Below are 18,681 nucleotides of genomic sequence, written 5' to 3'. Positions count from 1 at the left end.
CAATCTGCAAGCAGGGGGCAGGACATGCCCGTTAAAGGAGTGGGCCAGATGAACGAGCACCTCGATAGCCACGGCACCGTGGACGTGGGGGCACTGTGGGGCGATCCGCTGAAGCTGCCCCAGGCAGCTGCACAGTACGCCACCGATGCCTGGCAGCGCACGCTGCTGTATGCCGACATCCGGCGCCAGCGCGGCAACCAGTACCGCGCCCACCTGGCCGAGGAAGTGCCCAATGTGCTGAGCTTCCAGGCCGAGATCGTGATGTCCGGCCTGGAGCTGCCGCGTCCCGTCAACTACGGGCTGGCACGCATCGCGCCCATGGAGGGCACGGTCATCGACCCGGCCAAGCGCCCCTTCATCGTCGTCGATCCGCGCGCGGGCCACGGCCCTGGCATCGGCGGCTTCAAGCCCGACAGCGAGATCGGCGCCGCCCTCAAGGCCGGCCATCCCTGCTACTTCGTGGGCTTCCTGCCCGACCCCGTGCCCGGCCAGACCGTCGAGGACGTGATGCGCGCCGAGGCCGAATTCGTGCGCAAGGTCGCCGAGCTTCACCCCGAGAGCCGGGGCAAGCCCGCCGTCATCGGCAACTGCCAGGCCGGCTGGCAGATCCTCATGACGGCCGCCGTCTGGCCCGAGCTGTTCGGGCCCATCATCGTGGCCGGCGCGCCGCTGTCGTACTGGGCCGGAGACAACCCCATGCGCTACGGCGGCGGCCTCATGGGCGGCAGCTGGGTGACGGCACTGACCAGTGACCTGGGCGCGGGCCGCTTCGACGGCGCCTGGCTGGTGCAGAACTTCGAGAACCTCAACCCCGCCAACACGCTGTGGGAAAAGCAGTACCAGGTCTATGCCGACGTGGACACCGAGGGGCCGCGCTACCTGGGCTTCGAGAAGTACTGGGGCGGCCATGTCTTCCTCGAAGGCCGCGAGATGCAGTACATCGTGGACAACCTGTTCATCGGCAACCGGCTGGCCACGGCCGAGCTGACGACCTCGGACGGCGTGCGCATCGACCTGCGCAACATCCGCTCGCCCATCGTGGTGTTCTGCTCGCATGGCGACAACATCACGCCGCCGGGCCAGGCCCTGGGCTGGATCACCGACCTGTACCGCGACGACGAGGACATTGCCGCCCACGACCAGACCATCGTCTTCGCCACGCACGACAGCATCGGCCACCTGGGCATCTTTGTCTCGGGCGCCGTGGGCCGCAAGGAGCACCGCGAGTTCGCGGCGCACATCGACATCATCGACCTGCTGCCCGCCGGCATCTACCGCGCCGAGATCGCCGACCGCCCGGCCGGCGTGCCGCCGCAGGAGCTGACCGACGCGGCCTACCTGATGAAGATCCGCCGCAGCGACCTGGCCGAGGTGCGCGACATCGTCCGGCCCGACCCCGAAAGCGAGCGCCACTTTGCCGCCGCCGCCCGCGTCTCCGAAATCAACCTCGCCCTGTACCGCAACACCGTGCAGCCCTGGGTGCAGGCCCTGTCCACGCCGTTGTCGGCGCGCTGGCTGCAGGCCATGCATCCGCTGCGCGTGGGCTATGAATACTGGTCGGACTCCCACCCGCTGGCCCCTGCCGTGGCCCAGGCCGCCGAGCAGGCGCGCGAGGACCGCCACCCCGTCGAGCCCGACAACCCCTTCCTGAAGGCGCAGCAGGCCATGTCGCAGGCCGTGGTGCATATGCTGGACACCTACCGCGACCAGCGCGACGCCATGCAGGCGCGGCTGTTCCACGCCATCTATGGCTCGCCTCTGGTGCAGGCCCTGGCCGGCCAAAGCCGCCAGGACGACGGCCCGCCGCGCCCGCACCCGGGCGAATCGCCCGAGCACTGCCAGTACATGTGCCAGGAACTGGCGCGGCTGCACGAAAGCGTGGCCCAGGGCGGGCTGTACGAGGCCGTCATCCGCGCCCTGTTCCATGTGCTGCGCGCACGCGGCGAGGCCGATGAGCGCCACTTCCGCCACGCCTGGCGGCTGCTGCAGGATCACCTGGGCGGCGTGCCGCCCGACATGGCGCAGTTCCGCCGCATCGTGCGCCGCCAGGCCCTGCTGATGCAGCGCGAGCCCGACGCCGCCATGGCCGCCATCACCCAGTTGCTGGCCGCCTCGCCGGCGGCCGACATCCGCTGGGGCATGACCACGGTGGACGAACTGGCCAACCAGGGCGGCAACCTCAGCGATGCCGAGCACCAGCGCCTGCTGCAGGCCATGGCGCATTTCGTGCAGGCGCTGGAGGTGGCGCAGGCCAGGGAGGCCCCCCAGGAAGCGGCCCCACCCGAAGCCCCGGCCGCCAGGCCCACCCCGCGCGCACCGGCCAGCCGCGCGCACACAGGTACCCGAAAGAAGCGATGAACCTCTCCCCTGCCTCCCATGCGGCCCTGCCGCCCGAAGACCTGGCACTGCTGCGCAACCACAGCTTCGACGAGCTGGACGTGGGCGACAGCGCCAGCCTGGAACGCACGCTGAGCACCCAGGACCTGCGCCTGTTCGCCGCCCTGTCGGGCGCGGCCGTGGCCGACGGCGCTGGTGCCGGTGCCGGTGCCGGTGCCGGTGCCGGTGCTGGCACGGTTGCCGGCGCCGACGATGACGACACGGCCCTGATCGCCCATGGCATGTGGGGCGGCATGCTGCTGGCCTCGGTGCTGGGCACGCGCCTGCCCGGCCCCGGCACCACCCTGGTCGGCCAGACGCTGCGCTTTCTGGCGCCGCTGGCCGCAGGCGACCGGTTGACCGTGCGCGTGGAGGTGCTGGCCAAGCAGGCCGAGCAGCGCCAGGTCACGCTGGCCGTGGCCTGCACCAACCAGCATGGCGCCGCCGTGATCGAGGGCCAGGCCACCGTGCATGCGCCGGCCCGCCACATCGAGCGCCAGCGCACCAGCCTGCCCGAGATCCGGCTGGAGGCCGGTGGACGCGACGGCCTGCAGCGCCTGCTGGCCCATGTGGCCGGCCTGCCGCCCATCCGCGTGGCCGTGGTCCATCCCTGCGACGAGACCAGCCTCTCGGCCGCGCTGGACGCGCGCCGCGAAGGCCTGATCGACCCCGTGCTGGTGGCCCCGCGCGCACGGCTGGAGGCCGTGGCGGCCGAGCACGGGCTGGACCTGGGCGGCCTGCGCATCGAGGACGTGCCGCACAGCCACGCCGCCGCCACGCGCGGCGCCGAGCTGGCCGCCTGCGGCGAGGTCGAGGCCATCATGAAAGGCAGCCTGCACACGGACGAGCTCATGGCCGAGGTGGTGGCCGCCGCCGCCGGCCTGCGCACCAAGCGCCGCGTCAGCCACTGCTTCGTGCTGCAGACGCCGCACTACCCGCGCCCCTTCATCGTGACCGATGCGGCCATCAACCTCGCGCCCGACCTGCAGCAAAAGGCCGACATCGTGCGCAATGCCATCGCCCTGGCCCATGCCATCGGCGTGCCCGAGCCCAAGGTCGCCATCCTGGCCGCCGTGGAGACCGTGAGCCCGCACATGCCGGCCACGCTGGACGCCGCCGCGCTGTGCAAGATGGCCGACCGGGGCCAGATCGCGGGCGGCGTGCTCGACGGGCCGCTGGCCTTCGACAACGCCGTGTCCATGGCCGCCGCGCGCACCAAGGGCATCGATTCGCCCGTGGCGGGCCAGGCCGACATCCTGGTCGTGCCCGACCTGGAAAGCGGCAACATGCTGGCCAAGCAGCTCATGTACATGGGCGAGGCGGCCAGCGCCGGCATCGTCATGGGCGCCAAGGTGCCCGTGATCCTGACCAGCCGCGCCGACAGCCGCGCCTCGCGCATCGCCTCCTGCGCCATCGCCCTGCTGCTGGCCCACCGCTACCGGAACTCGCCGCCATGATCCCTGCCCACACCGCATCCTCCCCCGCCCGCGAACTGGTCGTGGTGCTCAACTGCGGCTCGTCCAGCATCAAGTTCGCCGTCTTCGACGGTGCCCAGCGCCCGCTGCCGCGCAAGCCGCTGTGGAACGGCAAGGTCCAGGGCATAGGCGGGCCCGCGCCCGACTTCGGCGAGAGCGGCGTGCCGCCCTTTGCCATCACCCTGGACACAGCCCACCCCTACCGCGCCGCGCTGCAGCTGATCCGCGAGCGCATCACCGCGCGCCTGGCGCGGCTGGACGGCGCCCGCGTGGCCGCCATCGCCCACCGCGTGGTGCACGGCGGCAGCCGCTACTTCGAGCCCGTGCGCGTCGATGCCGGCGTGCTGGCCGACCTCAAGGCCTTCATCCCGCTGGCGCCACTGCACCAGCCCTTTGCGCTGGAGGCCATGGACATCCTGCTGCGCGAGCGGCCCGAACTGGTGCAGGTGGCCTGCTTCGACACCGCCTTCCACCACACGCTGCCCAAGGTCGAGCAACTGCTGCCCCTGCCGCACGCGGCCTGGGAGCGCGGGCTGCGCCGCTACGGCTTCCACGGCCTGTCCTACGAATACATGGCCACCGCCCTGCCCGAGCGCCATGGCGACCTGGCGCGCGGGCGCACCCTGGTGGCCCACCTGGGCAGCGGCGCCAGCCTGTGCGCCATGCAGGGCCTGCAAAGCGTGGCGACGACCATGGGGTTCTCGGCGCTGGATGGCCTGATGATGGGCACACGCACCGGCGCGCTGGACCCCGGCGCCGTGATCTACCTGATGGAAATCGAAAAGCTCAGCCTGCAGGAAGTGGGCCGCATCCTGTACCACGAGTCCGGCCTGCTGGGCGTCTCGGGCACCTCGTCCGAGCCGCGCGTGCTGCTGCCGCTGGAATCAGGCGCCGATGCCCAGGCCGAGCGCGCCCGCGACGCGCTGGCGCTTTACGTGCGGCGCATCGTGCGCGAGATCGGCGCCCTGGTCGCCGTGCTGGGCGGCCTGGACCTGCTGGTGTTCACCGCAGGCGTGGGCGAGCACAGCGCCGAGATACGGCGGCGCGTGTGCGAGGGCCTGGGTTTTCTGGGCCTGCGGCTGGACGCCGAGGCCAATGCGCGCGATGCGGCCGTGATCTCGGCCACCGGCAGCGCCGTCACCGTGGGCGTGGAGCCCACCAACGAGGAATGGGTGGCAGCGCGCCATGCGCTGCGCTGGCTGCCGGGCAACGCGATCCCCGCATGAGTGTGAACAGGCCCTAGGAACGATCGTCCTGCGCACCGCCTTCGCGCAGCCGCGCGAACTCGCGGTGCTCGTAGGCAATGCATTCCTCCATGAGGTGGCGGTACACCGCCTCCATCATGTCGGGCTGGCCGCCCTCGGCGGCCGTGCGCTCGCGCACGCGGCGCACGATGGCCTCGATGCGGCCCTCGTCGCGCACCTGGGCCGCATCGGCCTTGATGCGCGCGGCCTGCTGCATGTAGCCCATGCGCGTGACCAGCAGCGGCACCAGCACATCGTCCAGCGCATCCACATTGCGGCGCACATCCAGCATGTCGGTGCAGTGCTGCACCAGGTCGATGGCCTGCTTGGCGCGGTCCGTGCTCATTCCAGTCCTTCCTCCACCAGCTCGGCCGCGCGCATCAGTGCGCGCGCCTTGTGCTCGGTCTCTTTCCATTCCATCTCGGGCACGGAATCGGCCACCACGCCGGCGGCGGCCTGCACGTAGAGCGTGCCGTCCTTGATCACGCCCGTGCGGATGGCAATGGCCAGGTCCATGTCGCCCGCAAAGCTCAGGTAGCCGCAGGCGCCGCCGTAGATGCCGCGCTTGGTCGGCTCCAGCTGATCGATGATCTCCATGGCATGCACCTTGGGCGCGCCCGTCAGCGTGCCGGCCGGGAAGGTGGCCTTGAACACATCCATGTTGTCCATGCCGTCGCGCAGAATGCCCTCCACGTTGCTGACGATGTGCATCACGTGGCTGTAGCGCTCCACGGCAAAGGCCTCGGTCACCTTCACGCTGCCCGTCTTGGCGATGCGGCCGATGTCGTTGCGCGCCAGGTCGATCAGCATCACGTGCTCGGCGCGTTCCTTGGGGTCGGCCACCAGCTCCTTTTCGGTGGCCTTGTCGGCCTCGGGCGTGGCGCCGCGCGGGCGCGTGCCGGCCAGCGGGCGGATGGTGACCTTCTGGCCCTCGTCCGTGTTCTCCTGGCGCACCAGGATCTCGGGGCTGGCGCCCACCACATGGAAATCGCCCAGGTGGTAGTAGTACATGTAGGGGCTGGGATTGAGCGAACGCAGCGCGCGGTACAGGCTCAAGGGGCTGGCCGTGAAGCGCTTGTGGATGCGCTGGCCCACCTGCACCTGCATGAAGTCGCCCGCGGCGATCAGCTCCTTGGCCTTCTCCACGGCCGCCAGGTAGTCTTCCTTGGCAAAGCTGCGCTGGGCCGGGTGGCTCTCGCCGGCCTTGATCTGCGGCGCGCTGACCGAGTAGCGCAGCAGATCCTTCAGCTGCCGCAGCCGCTTCTTGGCGCGCGTATAGGCCTCGCTCTCGCCGGGGTTGGCATAGACGATCAGGTACAGCTTGCCCGACAGGTTGTCGATCACCGCCACTTCCTCGCACTGCAGCAGCAGGATGTCGGGGCAGTTGAGCGTATCGGGCGGGCAGGAATCTTCCAGCTTCTTCTCGATATAGCGCACGGCGTCGTAGCCGAAGTAGCCGGCCAGCCCGCCGCAAAAACGCGGCAGCCCCGGGCGCAGCGCCACCTTGAAGCGCTTTTGGTAGGCAGCGATGAAATCCAGCGGATTGCCCTTGGCCGTCTCCACCACCTGGCCATCGGTCACCACCTCGGTGCATGCCGCATCGCCGAAGCCGCTGGCGCGCAGCAGCGTGCGTGCAGGCAGGCCGATGAAGCTGTAGCGCCCGAAGCGCTCGCCGCCCACTACGGACTCCAGCAAAAAGCTGTGCTTGCCGTCACCGCCCGCATGGGCCAGCTTGAGGTAGAGGGACAGGGGGGTTTCGAGATCCGCAAACGCCTCGACCATCAGAGGGATGCGGTTGTAGCCCTGCGCAGCAAGGCTCTTGAATTCGAGTTCGGTGATCACGGGGAAAGACTCCGGATTGCGTGGCGCTGGCAGACCTGATGTGGGTGCGGGCTGCGCATGGATTGCGCCGATTCATTCGATTGGCCCGTAGGGCCTCGGGTGCACGCCGGGTCGCGCCCCGGGTGCTTCAGCTGTTCAGTTGGACAGGCTTGCGCCAGGGCCAGGCTCCCCGGTCTCCACAACCTGCAATGAACATGCGATGAATGAACATAGCGGGCAAGTGTAGCGCAGACGCGGCGGGGTACAAGTGCGGGCCGGCGCCTTGCGCGGGCGCCGCAGGGGCCTGTCATGGCCACAATTGACACCCTGGTCAGCCTGACCAACAATGGCAGCACAACCTGACCAGAAAGGTCGATCATGCCGTCCCATTTCTCCGCCCGCACCGACGCTGCCTTGCCCGAGGGCGAACGCGACCCGCTGAACCGCGCCCTGCGGGACCTGAGCCATCAGGTCGGATCGGCCATGCCGCGCAACACCACGCCCATGCCGATCTCGGTCTTCAAGGCGCAGTACGGCGCGGTGCTCAAACAGGCCGATCACGACGGGGTGGCCCTCATCTCCCAGGGCCGCAAGCGCTACGTGATCGTCAGCGAGGAGCACATGGTGGCCCTGTCCGCCAACGAACGCGCCCCCCGCACGGTGGCCGACATCTGCCGGTCCCTGCCGCTGCCGCGCCAGGCCGTGGATCTGTCCGCTGCGCAGATGTCCGGGGCGCGCGGCGATATCGACGTACCCGCCCGGCGCGCGCCATGAGCCGCTACCTGCTGGGTCCCCGCTGCCTGCTGTGGATGGCGAACCAGGAGCCCGCGACCCTGCAGTGGTTCTCCACCATCCGGCCGCTGGACTGCATCGTCAGCGACCTGTCCATGGCCATCGCCAAGGCGGCCGTGGCCGAGGCATTCCACGACCTGCGTGACCGCAACGAGTGGTTCTCCCTGCTCGATGCGCTGTACGCCAATCTGCGCGCCGAAGGCGCTTCCATGCTGACCAGCGTGGACAACAAGGTGCTGGAGCGCTTCATCGAATGGCGCAACTTCGCGCCGCTGGACAGCCAGGGCCCGCAGGGCACGGCGCCGCTGGCGCAGGACCTGCGGCTGCTCATCGCCACGGCCGACCTGCTCAAGGTCTGCTACACCGAGCCCGCCAACCTCTACCTGACGCAGGCCGCCGCCCGTGGCGTTGCCGTGCACGCGCTGTGATGGACTTCGACGTACCGCCCCTGTCCAGCGCGGTGCGCCAGGGCCTGCGCCGGCGCCGGGTCGTCCTGAGCCTGTCGGGCGGCGGCTATCGCGGCCTGTTCAGCGCCCATGTGCTGGAGCGCATCCACCGCGAATTCGGCAACGGCGACCTGCTGGAGAAAGTGGACCTGTTCGCCGGCACCTCCATCGGCGCCATCATCGCCACCGCCCTGGCCAGCGGCTGCCAGCCCGCGCGCATCAAGCAACTGCTGCTGGACCACGGCCCCTCCATCTTTCCCTCCAAATGGCTGCCCGGCCTGCGCCAGGCCATGGGCAAGGCGCTCTATGACAGCGCCCCGCTGCGCGCAGCGATCAAGGAGGCCATGCCGCAAGCGGAGCAGTCCGCCCTGGGGCAACTGCAGGTGCCGCTGCTGCTGCCCGCCGTGAACTGGAATTCATCGCAGCTGCACCTGTTGGCCAGCGGCGCCCTGCCCGACAGGGACCGGCTGGGCCTGACGCTGATGGACGCCATGCTGGCCTCATCGGCCGCCCCCACCTACTTTCCTGCGCACGCCGCAGCAGGCCATGTCTTCGTGGACGGCGGACTCGCCGCCAACGCGCCCGACCTGCTGGCCCTGCAGGCCGCCCGCCAACTCTGGGGGCCAGCGGCCGACATCGTGATGATCAGCGTAGGCACCGCCAACCCCCAGCAGGGCCAGGACCCCGTGGCCATGCCCCGGCGCGGGCTGACCCTGGTCAAGCCCCTGCTGGACCTGGTCATGGCCGCCCAGGAGGTCCAGGCCGTCAAGGCGGCCCGCCAGGAACTGGGCACCAGCAGCTACCTGCGCCTGAACTTCACGCAGCCCCCAGCCCAGCAAAAACGCCTGGGCCTGGACATCGCCAATGCCGACAGCACCCGGCTGCTGCAGGCCCTGGGCGACGAATGCATCGCCGCCCTCACGGAGCAGGAAAAGACGCTGCTGAAGAACGTCCTGGGCTGAAACGCCGGGCCAAGCGAAGCGAAGGCCCGACAGGGCTTGCAAAGAGAATCAGCGCTCAAACGCCGCCGAAGCCGCAGCCATCCGCCGCAGATACGCCGGATCCTCCTGCAGGCAATGCACGTAGCTCACCTCGTCCTCCACCAGCTCCTCCATCCGCTGCGCAGCCCCGCAAATGGCCTGCAGCGCATTGGCCACCACCTCCAGATTGCGATGGCCCTCGGGCCGCTCCAGCCAGGCCAGCGCCAGCTGGCCCAGGGAATACACCTCGCTGCTGCCCTGCAGCGTCAGCCGGCCGATCTCGGTCACGGCATGGCTCAACTGCTGCTGCGTGGGCTGGGTCAGGGTTGTGGAAGAGGTACTCATGGCGCAACCCCTCCCACGGCAGACGCGCCAGAGTGAGGCGCTTGATGGGAGGAGGGGAAGGCAGAAATGGAAATGCCGTACATGATTTCGTACTCCTTTGCGAGAGAACAAAACCACCGGCCCGTGTTCTTACGCACAGACAGGTGGACGGGATGTTAAGAACACGTGCAAAGCCGTGCGGACGCCCTTGCGGGTAGCCCCATCCCGCCCGTAACCGCAGGGACGTGGGCATGCACCCACGATCCGACATTCAGACGTGACAAGGCCTCGCTCACGGGGAGGCCGCACCGCTTTACACGCAGGTGTTCTTACGCACCAGCCCCTGAACAGGGGGCCGCCGCAATGATAGAGGCTTTCAAGACGGCAAACGCCCCAGCGCTCCAGGCCGAGCGAAGCGAAGGCCCGAACCCACTCCCCGTATGGCCGCGCCTGCGCCGGGCTGCCTGCGGGGTTGCAGTCCTGCCGAAGGACAGGACTGCTTCGTCATCTGACTCGCTGCGGTTGTCTGAGCGAAGTTCACGCAGTGAACGCAGCGAGTTCCGCAGCGAACCCCGCAGGCAGCCCGGCGCAGGTTGCCCCGCAGCGCAGCGAAGGGGTCGCGGACATTCGGGCGCTTTTCTTTGCTCACTTTCTTGTAGCGAGACAAGAAAGTGAGTCGGCCGCCGGGCCGAAACCCGGCCTCGAAAAGAAACGCCCCGACAGGGGCTTGCAAACAGAATCAGCGGTGCAACGCACAGACAGGTGGACGGGATGTTAAGAACACGCATTGCGACGTGCGGACGCCCTTGCGGGTAGCCCCATCCCGTCCATAACCGCAGGAACGTGGGCATACACCCACGACAAGAAAGCGGACCGAGCAGGATGATAGCCACCCTCCATCGGCCCGCGAAAACCCTGTTGCCACCCCCACCCGATCCCCACAACATGTCGCCCGGACGTAACAAACCGCAACCGGGCCACAGCCCCCGCGCAGGAGACACCATGACCGCCTTGCCCCGCTGGATGAAGACAGCCGCCCTGGCCATGGCGCTGGCCATACCGCTGGCCGCCACTGCCCAGGAGCCGCCGCGCACCGTCGCGGGCGTGGCCTATCCAGCCCAGGCGGGGGTGGGCGGCCAGACGCTGCAGCTCAATGGCGCGGGCATTCGCTACAAGGCCATCTTCAAGGTCTACACGGCGGGCCTGTACCTGGAAAAGCCGGCCGCCAGCCTGCAGGAGATCGCGGCCCTGCCCGGCCCCAAGCGCGTGAGCGTGACCATGCTGCGCGAGATCGATTCGGCTGAGCTAGGCAAGCTGTTCGCGCGCGGCATCGAGGACAACATGGAGCGCGCGCGCTTCTCGCGCCTGGTGCCCGGCGTGCTGCGCATGAGCGACATCTTCACGCAGCACAAGAAGCTGCTGCCGGGCGAGAACTTCTCGGTGGACTGGGTGCCGGGCCAGGGCGCCCAGGTCTTCGTCAAGGGCCAGGCCCAGGGCGCGCCCTTCCAGGAGCCCGAGTTCTTCCAGGCGCTGCTGGGCATCTGGCTGGGCCCGCACCCGGCCGACGAGCAGCTCAAGAAGGCATTGCTGGGCGGTTGAACGGCTGCGCGGGCTCCTGCACCGGCCCGGCAAAGCGCGCCTGGATCTCCAGCCCCGTGGCACCGGGCAGGGCCGTGAGCGTCCAGCCATGGGCGCGCGCAATCTCCAGGCAGATGGGCAGCCCCAGGCCTGCGCCCAGGTCGCGCCGCTCGCTGCTGCGCCAAAAGCGCTCGAAGATGCGCGGCAGGTCCTCGGGCGGCACGCCACGGCCCTGGTCCAGCACCGAAAAGCCCAGGCCGCAGGCCTTCACGGTGACGGTGGCGCCCTGCGGGCTGTGCTGCACGGCGTTCTCGATCAGGTTCTTGAGCAGCACGAACAGCGCGCCCCGGTCGGCACGCCAGGCAGGCGAGCCGTCCTTGACCTCGCAGTGGATGTGCACGCCGCATTTTTCGGAGGCGCGGGCCATGAAGTCGCAGACCTCGCCAATGATGTCGGCCGGCGCAATGTCTTCCATGCGGTAGCGCTGGTGTTCGCAAACCTCGGCCAGGTGCAGCAGCTGCTGGACCTGGCGCGCCATGTGGTCCACGTCCTTGAGCAGCTCGGGGCTGCGCCGGTCCTCGGGCTCCAGCTCGATCTGCACGCGCATCAGGGCCAGCGGCGTCTTGAGCTCATGCGCGGCCATGGACAGGAATTCCTGCTGGTTCCTGAAGCCGGCCTGCAGCCGGTCCAGCACGTGGTTGAAGGCCTCGACCAGGGGCGCGAACTCGCGCGGCAGGTCCTTGGGCTGCAGGCGCGTGCCCAGCGTCTGCGGGGTGATGCGCTGGGCATCCTGCGCGGCCACGCCCAGCGGCCTGAGCATGCGCTGCAGCGTGCGGTGCGTGGAGAACAGGAACACGACCAGGAAAACCACGCCGATGGCCACCATGCCGCGCCACAGCGCGGGCAGGCCCACCGATTCGCGCAGCCAGTCCACCATGCGGTCGCTGACGGCTATCTGCACGTGCCACGTCGTGCCGTCGTGGACCAGCGTGGCCGTGCCCGCGCGCATGACCACGCCGCCGCGCTCGTAGGCAAAGGCCTTGAGCTCGGGGTCGAAGCCCCGGCCGGTCTGCGTCAGCGGCTGCATTTCGCCGTTGGGGGCGAAGACCACACGGCCGCGGGCGTCGGTGATGCGCAGCTGCATTTCCTCGCCCAGGCTGGTCAGCATCCAGGCCTTGAGTTCACGCTCGCTGAACCCCTGGGGCACGCCCTTGGCATCGAAGCTCACCCACTCGGCCAGCTTCTCGGCCGCATGCCCCATGCCGCGCTGCAGCGCATAGCTGTCGAAGGGCTTGGCGACGAGGATCACCAGCGCGCCCACCAGCAGCGCGCTGAACACCATGCTCAACCCATAGACGGCCAGCAGCCGCGAGCGCAGGCTACCGGGCCAGCAAAGGTTCGCGAAGCGCATAGCCCTGACCCCGGATGTTGACGATTTCCATGCACGAGCCGGCCGCGGCCAGCTTGCGGCGCAGCCGGTGCAGGGCCACATCGAGGGCGTTGGGCGTGACCACGCTGCTCATGCCCCAGGCCGCCGCCTCCAGCGTGGAGCGGCGCACCGTGGCGCCGGCCTTGCGCACCAGGCTGAGCATGATCTGCAGCTCCGCCGGCGGCAGCGCGATGGCAGAGCCCGCGCAGTGCATGCAGGCCTGCTGCGGGCTGATGCTGATGTCGCCCAGTTGCGGCGCCAGCTCCTGCACCAGGGCCGGGCGGCGCAGCAGGGCGCGCACGCGGGCAATCAGCTCTTCCATGGGAAAGGGCTTGGTCAGGTAGTCGTCGGCACCGGCTTCCAGGCCGCCCACGCGATCGCTGAGCGCGTCACGGGCCGTGAGCATCAGGCAGGGCGTGGAGCGGCCTGCGGCGCGCAGGCGCTGCACCAGTTGCAGGCCGTCGCCATCGGGCAGGCCGCGGTCGATGACGATGACGCCGTAGTCGATGTCCTGCAGGGCCAGCCAGGCCGTGGAGATCTGGTGGAAGACATCGGTCTCTATGCCGGAGTTGGCCAGCGAGCGGCTGACCAGCGTGGCCAGCCTGGCATGGTCCTCAATTAATGCGATGCGATTCATGGTTTCCGTCGTTGCCGCACAGGGACAGCAAATGCTCCCTGATCCCGGTGATGCGCTGGGGCGCCATGGGCTCGACCAGCACATGGATGACCCACAGGTCCTCGACCATGGCGCGGCATTGCAGGGCAATGTCCTCGGGCACCAGATCGTCGGCGCAGGCCGCGTCCACGAAATCAAACCATATGTTCTGGAATCTTGCGCGGGTCAGCAACTGTGCGGCCGTCTTCTGGCCGCGCTGGCGGGACAGGGCATGGTCGCAGACGCAGCGGATATAGGCGCGCAGGTGGCGTGCGGGGCCTGGCGGCTCCTCGGCCAGCGCCTGCAGCAGGTCCTCGCGGAACTTGAGGATAAGCAACTCGAAGATCGTCTCCAGCCGCACGGCACGATGCTGGCTGCATTCTTGGAAGCGCGAACCCAGGGAATACGCCTGGCCCGCCGCCTGGATACCTATCACGTCCTGGTAGATGGAGGCTTGCATTGCGATGGCACGTTCTGTCGTTTCAGGCTCCGTCGGTCCGCCGCGAGAGCGGCAAACCTGCGGGGAAAACGGCCATGCTCCCCGATTGCGTCTTACTGGCGACTTACCGGCCCCTGAATCTGCCCCATTACACCGGGAATATGCAGGCGGCCGGCTTGATCAATATTGGCTCAAATATCTTCCTGCCAGCCAGCAACATACCTGACCAGCGCCCACTGTGCCAGCCACAGTGCCATATATCCAAATGTCTCCACCAGCTCCTCCAGCACGATCACCTGATAATCAAACCATTGCTGCAGGACAATGAAGCCATGACCTTCCGCATTGGTGGATATCACCATGGCCGCGACAAATGTCGCCAGGCTGAATATCGGCAGCGCCTTCTCGCGCACCAGGCGCTTGATGACCTTGTTCCAGACACCGTGGCGCACAAACCAATAGCAGCACAGCAGCAGCATGGCGCCCACCACCCATTTGACGGCGGGCCGGTACCACAGCACCTGGGAGCTGATCACCGGCCCCCACTTGCCAGCCTCCAGGCTGGGCAGGAAAGCTGCGCCCCAGGCCAGTTCACGCCCCAGAAAGGCCAGCCAGAACAGGGAGGCGATCCACCACAGTGGCGCTGCAAAGGAGCCTTTTTGCCGCCGCGCCGCAACCAGGGCCGCCACCATGCCCAGCAGCAGGGTCACGGCCTGGATATTCTCCAGGAATCCATTTTCCCAACTCAGGCTTTGCGGCAATACAAAGCTCAGGGGAAAGCTCAATACCAGCCCTGCCAACAAAGCCCAATTCCAAAGCCGCAGCAAGGAATCATCATGGTATTTGGACGCGGATATTCTTGTTTTTGAAAGGGAAGCAGTCATTTTGATACAGGGCGTCTGGCGCTTTATCTGTTGATATGGTTTTTGCAAGCACGCAATATCCCGGAAATACTTACCAGGAAGCCGGAAAAATGGCGGGCGCACGGGCCTTCCCGCCGTTTTTCATTACAGCAGACTTGCCACCAGATTGCAGCACTGTGTCAAATTTGCCCTGCCGGGCGCGCAGTTGCCACCGCAGCCCGGCCAGGGCGGGCCGGGCTCGGCCCGTTGCCAGAACGGGCCGGGCTCAGGCGACGCGGACCGCGCGCGGGGGCAGCGCCGCCAGGGGCGCGGGCTGCACCAGGTCGCGGTAATAGTTGGGCAGCGCGAACAGTGCGGGGTGCACTTCGGCGTTGTAGTAGCGCAGGTCGGGCAGGCGGCGCTCGGCCAGGCGCTGGCGCAGCTGGGCGGGGGGCAGCGCCGCCGCGTCCAGCGTGTCGGAGGCCACAGCCAGGCCCCAGTAGGCGCCGTACAGGGGGATGTACAGGCCGTAGCAGCGCACGATGGCAAAGCGCTCGCGCAGGCTGGCCACCAGCCGCGCCACCTGCCCGCCATGGAAGACGGGGCTGCCCAGGTGCAGCACCAGGGCGCCGCCCGGCGCCAGCACGCGCTTCATGCGCGCCAGGGCCTGGTCGGAGTACAGCGCGCTGGCAGGCGTGTCGGGGTCGGTGAGGTCCATGAGGGCGAGGTCGAAGCGTTCTTCGGTGTGCTCCACCATGGCCATGCCGTCGCCTATGCGCAGCTGCAGGCGCGGGTCATCGAACACGCCGCGGTGCACCTGCTGCAGGTGCGTGCGCGCGGCCTGGACCACAGCCTCGTCCAGCTCGGCCACCACCACCTGCTCCATGGACGGGTGCTTGAGCAGTTCCTCGGCTGCGCCGCCATCGCCGCCGCCCAGGATCAGCGCCTTGCGCGGCGCCGGGTGGGCCAGGGCAGCGGGGTGGACCAGGGCCTCGTGGTAGAAGAATTCCTCGCCTTCGGAGGTCATGAAGCGGCCATCCAGTCGCAGCACCTTGCCGAACTGCGGCGTGTGCAGCAGCTCCAGTTCCTGATGGGGCGTCTGCACGGTTTCGCGCCGCGTGGCGCGCCAGCCAAAGCGCGCATGGGGCGTGAGCGCCTCCAGCGCCCAATCGCCCTCATCGGCCGCCGCCGTGGCCTGGGCGCCGGGACCGATGTCGCCGCGCATCAGATGCTGGCGCACCACGCGGCCCGGCGCGTAGGCGGCGATCACGCCCTCCATCAGCGCGCGGGCCTTGCCCGAGTTGTCGGCGGAGAAATTGCAGACGTAGACATCGACGGTGACGCAGCCGGTCTCGGGCCAGGTGTGTATGGCCAGGTGCGATTCGGCCAGCAGCACGGTGCCGGTGACGCCGCCGGGCTGCCCCTGGTAGTCAGGGAACTTGACCCAGCGGTCCTCCACCAGGGTCAGGCCGGCCTGCGCGGTCTGTGCGCGGCACAGGGCGGCGATGGCATCGGCGTCGAGCATATGGCGCTCGTCGCCCTGGCATTGGTAGAGATCGGCGGTCAGGTGCAGTCCGTGCATGTCGCGTGCTTCCTCCTTGTCTGTGGCCGGATCGCGGCCAGGATGGCAAAGCAGACGACTCTAGCAAAAACATAAATCGCACCGTCAAAGTGCGTTAACCATCGCCAAATCCCATTCTTTTTCCAACAATTTTGGAGGCTGCGCGGCTCAGGCCAGTTCGGTCAGCGCATCGACGAAGCCATCGGCATCGACCTGGCGCACGGGCTGGCCGTGGTTGTAGCCGTAGCTGACCAGCACCACGGGGCAGCCCGCGGCGCGCGCGGCCTGGGCGTCGTTGCTGGAGTCGCCCAGCATCAGTGTGCGTGCCGGGGAGGTGCCCAGGGCCTCGCAGGTCTTGAGCAGGGGCAGGGGGTCGGGCTTCTTGCGCTCGAAGGAATCGCCGCCGAAGACCTGTTCGAACAGCGGTGCCAGGCCTTTTTGCTCCAGCAGCGGCCGGGCGAAGGACAGCGGCTTGTTGGTCAGGCAGGCCAGCCGCAGGCCGCGTGCGCGCAATGCCTGCAGGCCTTCGAGCACGCCCGGGTAGACATCGGCGAACTGGCCGTTGAGCTGCAGGTAGTGGTGCTCGTAGCGCTGCCAGGCCTGGCCGTAGATGGCATCCACATCGGCCGCGCCCACATGGGCCAGCACCGAGCGGATCAGGTGCTCCGAGCCCTTGCCCACCATGTTCTCTATGGCCTGCGGGGCGATGGCCGGCAGTTGCAGGTCCGCCAGCATGCGGTTGAGGGCTTCGGCGAAGTCGCCCAGGGTGTTGACCATGGTGCCGTCGAGATCGACGATGGCGGCATCCAGGTGCGTGGGGTTCAACGGAATAAGGTTTGCAATCATGGCCATGGAGTATCGATAACCGGGGGCTGCCTGCGCAGGAACAGCGCTGAAAATATCAGAACTTGCACGGGCCCTGGACTTGGGCCCTGCGGCTCCTGGCAGACCCGGCATGGCGGCGGCCGCGCACCCCGGCGCACGCAAGGGGCCGTTGATCAGAACGACACCCAGTCGTCCTGCTCCTGCGCTTGCGCCTGCTTGTGCGCAGGGCTCACCGGGCTCACGGGGCGCAGCACGGGCCGGGCAGCCTGGCGGGCGGGGAGCGCCGCTTTCGCGGGTGCCGGATTGCGCGCCTGCACCGTCGGCTGCGACAGCGGCGGTGTCGAGGCAGGCTGTGCCGCCTGGCCGCCCAGCTGGAAGATCGACACGGCCTGAACCAGCTGCTGTGCCTGCGTTCTGAGGCTGGCCGCCGCTGCCGCGCTTTCCTCCACCAGCGCCGCATTCTGCTGCGTGACCTGGTCCATCTGGCTGACGGCCTTGCCGACCTGCGCCACCCCCGCGCTTTGCTCATCGCTGGCACTGCTGATCTCCCCCATGAGGTCGGTCACGCGCTGGATGGACTGCAGCACCTGCGCCATGGTGGCGCCAGCCTGGTCGGCCAGCTCGGTGCCCTGCTTGACCCGTGTGGTGCTGGTGGCGATGAGCTGCTTGATTTCCCGGGCGGCCTGCGCGCTGCGCTGCGCCAGGTTGCGCACCTCACCGGCCACCACGGCAAAGCCTTTGCCCTGCTCGCCTGCGCGCGCAGCCTCGACTGCGGCATTGAGCGCCAGGATGTTGGTCTGGAACGCGATGCCGTCGATCACGCCCACGATTTCGCCGATCTGGCGCGAACTTTCGCTGATGTCCTGCATCGCATTGACGACCTCCTGCACGGAGCCGCCGCCCTTGGTGGCCACCTGGCTTGCGCCCAGGGCGAGTTGATTGACCTGCCTGGCGTTGTCCGCGTTCTGCCTGACGGTGGTCGACAGCTGCTCCATCGACGCTGCAGTTTCCTGCAAGGCACTGGCCTGCTGTTCCGTGCGCTGGCTCAAGTCGGCATTGCCGTTGGCGATCTCCGTGCTGCCGCCAGCGATCCCATCGGCATTTTTGCGAACCTCATGAACGACCGAGGCCAGGCTCTGGAGCATGGCATTGAGCGATGCCTGGACGCTGCCTTCGGGGGCCTGGTGGCGCAGCAGTTCAGGGCTGAGATTGCCTTGGGCGATCTGTTGGGCGACATTGCCCAGTTGCGCAGGCTCTGCGCCCAGGGAGCGCGTCAGGCCTCGTGCTATCCGCCAGCCCATCAGGACAGCCAGGAAAATGGCGACCATGCTTGCGGCGATCAGCATGTTCCTGCGGTAAACGTAGGCCTGCGCTGCCTGTTCAATCATCTGTCGCGACCGTGCGCGGGTCAGTTCACTGTACTGGCGAGTGGTCTCGGTCAACTCCGCTAACAAGGGCCGACACTCGTCGTTCATCTTGCGGACCGCTACATCCTTTTTATTTTGCAGAGCCAGGGCCACGATGTCGGTGGCTACCGGTCCGTAGCGCCGCTCCACATCAGCAATGCTGGTCACCAGATTGCGCGCATCGGCAGCGGCTTCCGTTGACTCCGCTGCGGCCTGGAGCTCGGTCAGCCAGGCCTTGACGTCGGCGTGTGCTGAGGTGAGAGCGCCTTTCTCCTTCTCCAGGTCTGCGGGCGATGTGACCAGCACCAAGTTACGCACCGCGATAGCTCGTCGATCCACGGCTGTGCGAACCTTCTCGGCCAAGGTTGCTCGGGCGTTGATACCGTCGACAAAGTGGACAAGATTTTGATTTGCCTCGCTCAGCGCCTGCAGGGCGAGAAGTGCCACAACCATGGTGAGAAGCGCGAGGGATGGGCTGCTGCCGGTTT

17 protein-coding genes and 1 pseudogene are annotated in these 18,681 nt (G+C 68.1%); 7 read left to right on the top strand and 11 right to left on the bottom strand.

Annotated features, from left to right (window positions below; translation table 11 throughout):
• Positions 1 to 48 precede the first annotated feature (48 nt).
• From DTS01S_RS22940 to DTS01S_RS22930, 3 genes are read left to right on the top strand one after another with little or no spacing between them, the layout of a single operon-like run.
• The gene (locus DTS01S_RS22940) at positions 49 to 2,358 is read left to right on the top strand and encodes a DUF3141 domain-containing protein (RefSeq protein WP_047472286.1); all 2,310 of its coding nucleotides are present in this window, start codon (positions 49 to 51) and stop codon (positions 2,356 to 2,358) included.
• Positions 2,355 to 3,833 (top strand): bifunctional enoyl-CoA hydratase/phosphate acetyltransferase, encoded by a 1,479-nt coding sequence (locus DTS01S_RS22935; RefSeq protein ID WP_061288977.1) that lies wholly within the window; start codon positions 2,355 to 2,357, stop codon positions 3,831 to 3,833. The genes DTS01S_RS22940 and DTS01S_RS22935 overlap by 4 nt, the downstream gene beginning before the upstream one ends.
• Positions 3,830 to 5,077, top strand: a complete 1,248-nt coding sequence (locus DTS01S_RS22930) for an acetate/propionate family kinase (protein WP_017405867.1) — start codon at positions 3,830 to 3,832, stop codon at positions 5,075 to 5,077. Before DTS01S_RS22935 ends, DTS01S_RS22930 begins: the two co-directional genes overlap by 4 nt.
• Positions 5,078 to 5,090: 13 nt before the next feature.
• Here the strand turns inward: DTS01S_RS22930 and DTS01S_RS22925 are convergent, their stop codons facing one another.
• Positions 5,091 to 5,441, bottom strand: a complete 351-nt coding sequence (locus DTS01S_RS22925; RefSeq protein WP_016449526.1) for a chorismate mutase — start codon at positions 5,439 to 5,441, stop codon at positions 5,091 to 5,093.
• Positions 5,438 to 6,937 (bottom strand): anthranilate synthase component I, encoded by a 1,500-nt coding sequence (gene trpE / locus DTS01S_RS22920; protein ID WP_016449525.1) that lies wholly within the window; start codon positions 6,935 to 6,937, stop codon positions 5,438 to 5,440. Before trpE ends, DTS01S_RS22925 begins: the two co-directional genes overlap by 4 nt.
• Before the next feature lie 357 nt (positions 6,938 to 7,294).
• On the opposite strand from trpE, the gene DTS01S_RS22915 reads away from it, so the two are divergent.
• Genes DTS01S_RS22915 through DTS01S_RS22905 form a run of 3 tightly spaced genes read left to right on the top strand, consistent with a single transcriptional unit; the run spans position 7,295 to position 9,116 of the window.
• Positions 7,295 to 7,690: a hypothetical protein gene (locus tag DTS01S_RS22915; protein ID WP_013804688.1), complete on the top strand. Its 396-nt coding sequence runs from the start codon at positions 7,295 to 7,297 to the stop codon at positions 7,688 to 7,690.
• The gene (locus tag DTS01S_RS22910; RefSeq protein ID WP_016449524.1) at positions 7,687 to 8,136 is read left to right on the top strand and encodes a hypothetical protein; all 450 of its coding nucleotides are present in this window, start codon (positions 7,687 to 7,689) and stop codon (positions 8,134 to 8,136) included. Before DTS01S_RS22915 ends, DTS01S_RS22910 begins: the two co-directional genes overlap by 4 nt.
• Complete coding sequence (locus tag DTS01S_RS22905; RefSeq protein WP_061288974.1) at positions 8,136 to 9,116, top strand: CBASS cGAMP-activated phospholipase; 981 nt, start codon at positions 8,136 to 8,138, stop codon at positions 9,114 to 9,116. Before DTS01S_RS22910 ends, DTS01S_RS22905 begins: the two co-directional genes overlap by 1 nt.
• 48 nt (positions 9,117 to 9,164) lie before the next feature.
• Here the strand turns inward: DTS01S_RS22905 and DTS01S_RS22900 are convergent, their stop codons facing one another.
• Complete coding sequence (locus DTS01S_RS22900) at positions 9,165 to 9,479, bottom strand: hypothetical protein (RefSeq protein WP_061288971.1); 315 nt, start codon at positions 9,477 to 9,479, stop codon at positions 9,165 to 9,167.
• 981 nt (positions 9,480 to 10,460) lie between these two features.
• On the opposite strand from DTS01S_RS22900, the gene DTS01S_RS22895 reads away from it, so the two are divergent.
• Positions 10,461 to 11,057 carry a chalcone isomerase family protein gene (locus DTS01S_RS22895; protein ID WP_026062996.1) on the top strand — a complete coding sequence of 199 codons (597 nt, stop codon included), beginning with the start codon at positions 10,461 to 10,463 and terminating at the stop codon, positions 11,055 to 11,057.
• On the opposite strand, the gene DTS01S_RS22890 is transcribed toward DTS01S_RS22895, so the two are convergent.
• From DTS01S_RS22890 to DTS01S_RS22860, 8 genes and pseudogenes are all read right to left on the bottom strand, one after another.
• A complete protein-coding gene (locus DTS01S_RS22890) occupies positions 11,032 to 12,447 on the bottom strand; it encodes a sensor histidine kinase (protein ID WP_016450792.1) in 1,416 nt (471 codons plus the stop codon). The two genes, DTS01S_RS22895 and DTS01S_RS22890, sit on opposite strands and share 26 nt — an antisense overlap.
• Positions 12,416 to 13,102, bottom strand: a complete 687-nt coding sequence (locus DTS01S_RS22885) for a response regulator transcription factor (RefSeq protein WP_013804692.1) — start codon at positions 13,100 to 13,102, stop codon at positions 12,416 to 12,418. Before DTS01S_RS22885 ends, DTS01S_RS22890 begins: the two co-directional genes overlap by 32 nt.
• Entirely contained in the window at positions 13,080 to 13,580 is a 501-nt protein-coding gene (locus DTS01S_RS22880) for a hypothetical protein (protein ID WP_016453971.1), read from the bottom strand. The genes DTS01S_RS22885 and DTS01S_RS22880 overlap by 23 nt, the downstream gene beginning before the upstream one ends.
• 170 nt (positions 13,581 to 13,750) lie before the next feature.
• A complete protein-coding gene (locus DTS01S_RS22875; protein WP_223275310.1) occupies positions 13,751 to 14,491 on the bottom strand; it encodes a hypothetical protein in 741 nt (246 codons plus the stop codon).
• Positions 14,492 to 14,687: 196 nt separating this feature from the next.
• Complete coding sequence (gene speE, locus DTS01S_RS22870; protein WP_455737550.1) at positions 14,688 to 15,626, bottom strand: polyamine aminopropyltransferase; 939 nt, start codon at positions 15,624 to 15,626, stop codon at positions 14,688 to 14,690.
• 6 nt (positions 15,627 to 15,632) lie between these two features.
• Positions 15,633 to 15,983, bottom strand: a pseudogene (speD, locus tag DTS01S_RS31555) (adenosylmethionine decarboxylase); the annotation flags it as partial.
• A 147-nt stretch (positions 15,984 to 16,130) separates the two neighbouring features.
• Complete coding sequence (locus DTS01S_RS22865; protein ID WP_026062241.1) at positions 16,131 to 16,808, bottom strand: phosphoglycolate phosphatase; 678 nt, start codon at positions 16,806 to 16,808, stop codon at positions 16,131 to 16,133.
• A gap of 152 nt (positions 16,809 to 16,960) precedes the next feature.
• Positions 16,961 to 18,681: methyl-accepting chemotaxis protein (locus DTS01S_RS22860; protein ID WP_061288965.1), on the bottom strand; the 1,721-nt coding region annotated here is incomplete at its 5' end.

It is taken from the genome of Delftia tsuruhatensis NBRC 16741, assembly GCF_001571325.1.
GTDB lineage: Bacteria > Pseudomonadota > Gammaproteobacteria > Burkholderiales > Burkholderiaceae_C > Comamonas > Comamonas tsuruhatensis.
The sequence above is the reverse complement of the archived record's forward strand: the minus strand, read 5'-3'. Positions and strand labels throughout refer to the sequence as shown.

Bases quoted from the DNA above. Each gene is read 5' to 3' on its own strand.
- DTS01S_RS22940 (WP_047472286.1), top strand. From the start codon at position 49: ATGAACGAGCACCTCGATAGCCACGGCACCGTGGACGTGGGGGCACTG.
- DTS01S_RS22935 (WP_061288977.1), top strand. From the start codon at position 2,355: ATGAACCTCTCCCCTGCCTCCCATGCGGCCCTGCCGCCCGAAGACCTG.
- DTS01S_RS22930 (WP_017405867.1), top strand. From the start codon at position 3,830: ATGATCCCTGCCCACACCGCATCCTCCCCCGCCCGCGAACTGGTCGTG.
- DTS01S_RS22925 (WP_016449526.1), bottom strand. From the start codon at position 5,441: ATGAGCACGGACCGCGCCAAGCAGGCCATCGACCTGGTGCAGCACTGC.
- DTS01S_RS22915 (WP_013804688.1), top strand. From the start codon at position 7,295: ATGCCGTCCCATTTCTCCGCCCGCACCGACGCTGCCTTGCCCGAGGGC.
- DTS01S_RS22910 (WP_016449524.1), top strand. From the start codon at position 7,687: ATGAGCCGCTACCTGCTGGGTCCCCGCTGCCTGCTGTGGATGGCGAAC.
- DTS01S_RS22905 (WP_061288974.1), top strand. From the start codon at position 8,136: ATGGACTTCGACGTACCGCCCCTGTCCAGCGCGGTGCGCCAGGGCCTG.
- DTS01S_RS22900 (WP_061288971.1), bottom strand. From the start codon at position 9,479: ATGAGTACCTCTTCCACAACCCTGACCCAGCCCACGCAGCAGCAGTTG.
- DTS01S_RS22895 (WP_026062996.1), top strand. From the start codon at position 10,461: ATGACCGCCTTGCCCCGCTGGATGAAGACAGCCGCCCTGGCCATGGCG.
- DTS01S_RS22890 (WP_016450792.1), bottom strand. From the start codon at position 12,447: ATGCGCTTCGCGAACCTTTGCTGGCCCGGTAGCCTGCGCTCGCGGCTG.
- DTS01S_RS22885 (WP_013804692.1), bottom strand. From the start codon at position 13,102: ATGAATCGCATCGCATTAATTGAGGACCATGCCAGGCTGGCCACGCTG.
- DTS01S_RS22880 (WP_016453971.1), bottom strand. From the start codon at position 13,580: ATGCAAGCCTCCATCTACCAGGACGTGATAGGTATCCAGGCGGCGGGC.
- speE (WP_455737550.1), bottom strand. From the start codon at position 15,626: ATGCGCGGCGACATCGGTCCCGGCGCCCAGGCCACGGCGGCGGCCGAT.
- DTS01S_RS22865 (WP_026062241.1), bottom strand. From the start codon at position 16,808: ATGATTGCAAACCTTATTCCGTTGAACCCCACGCACCTGGATGCCGCC.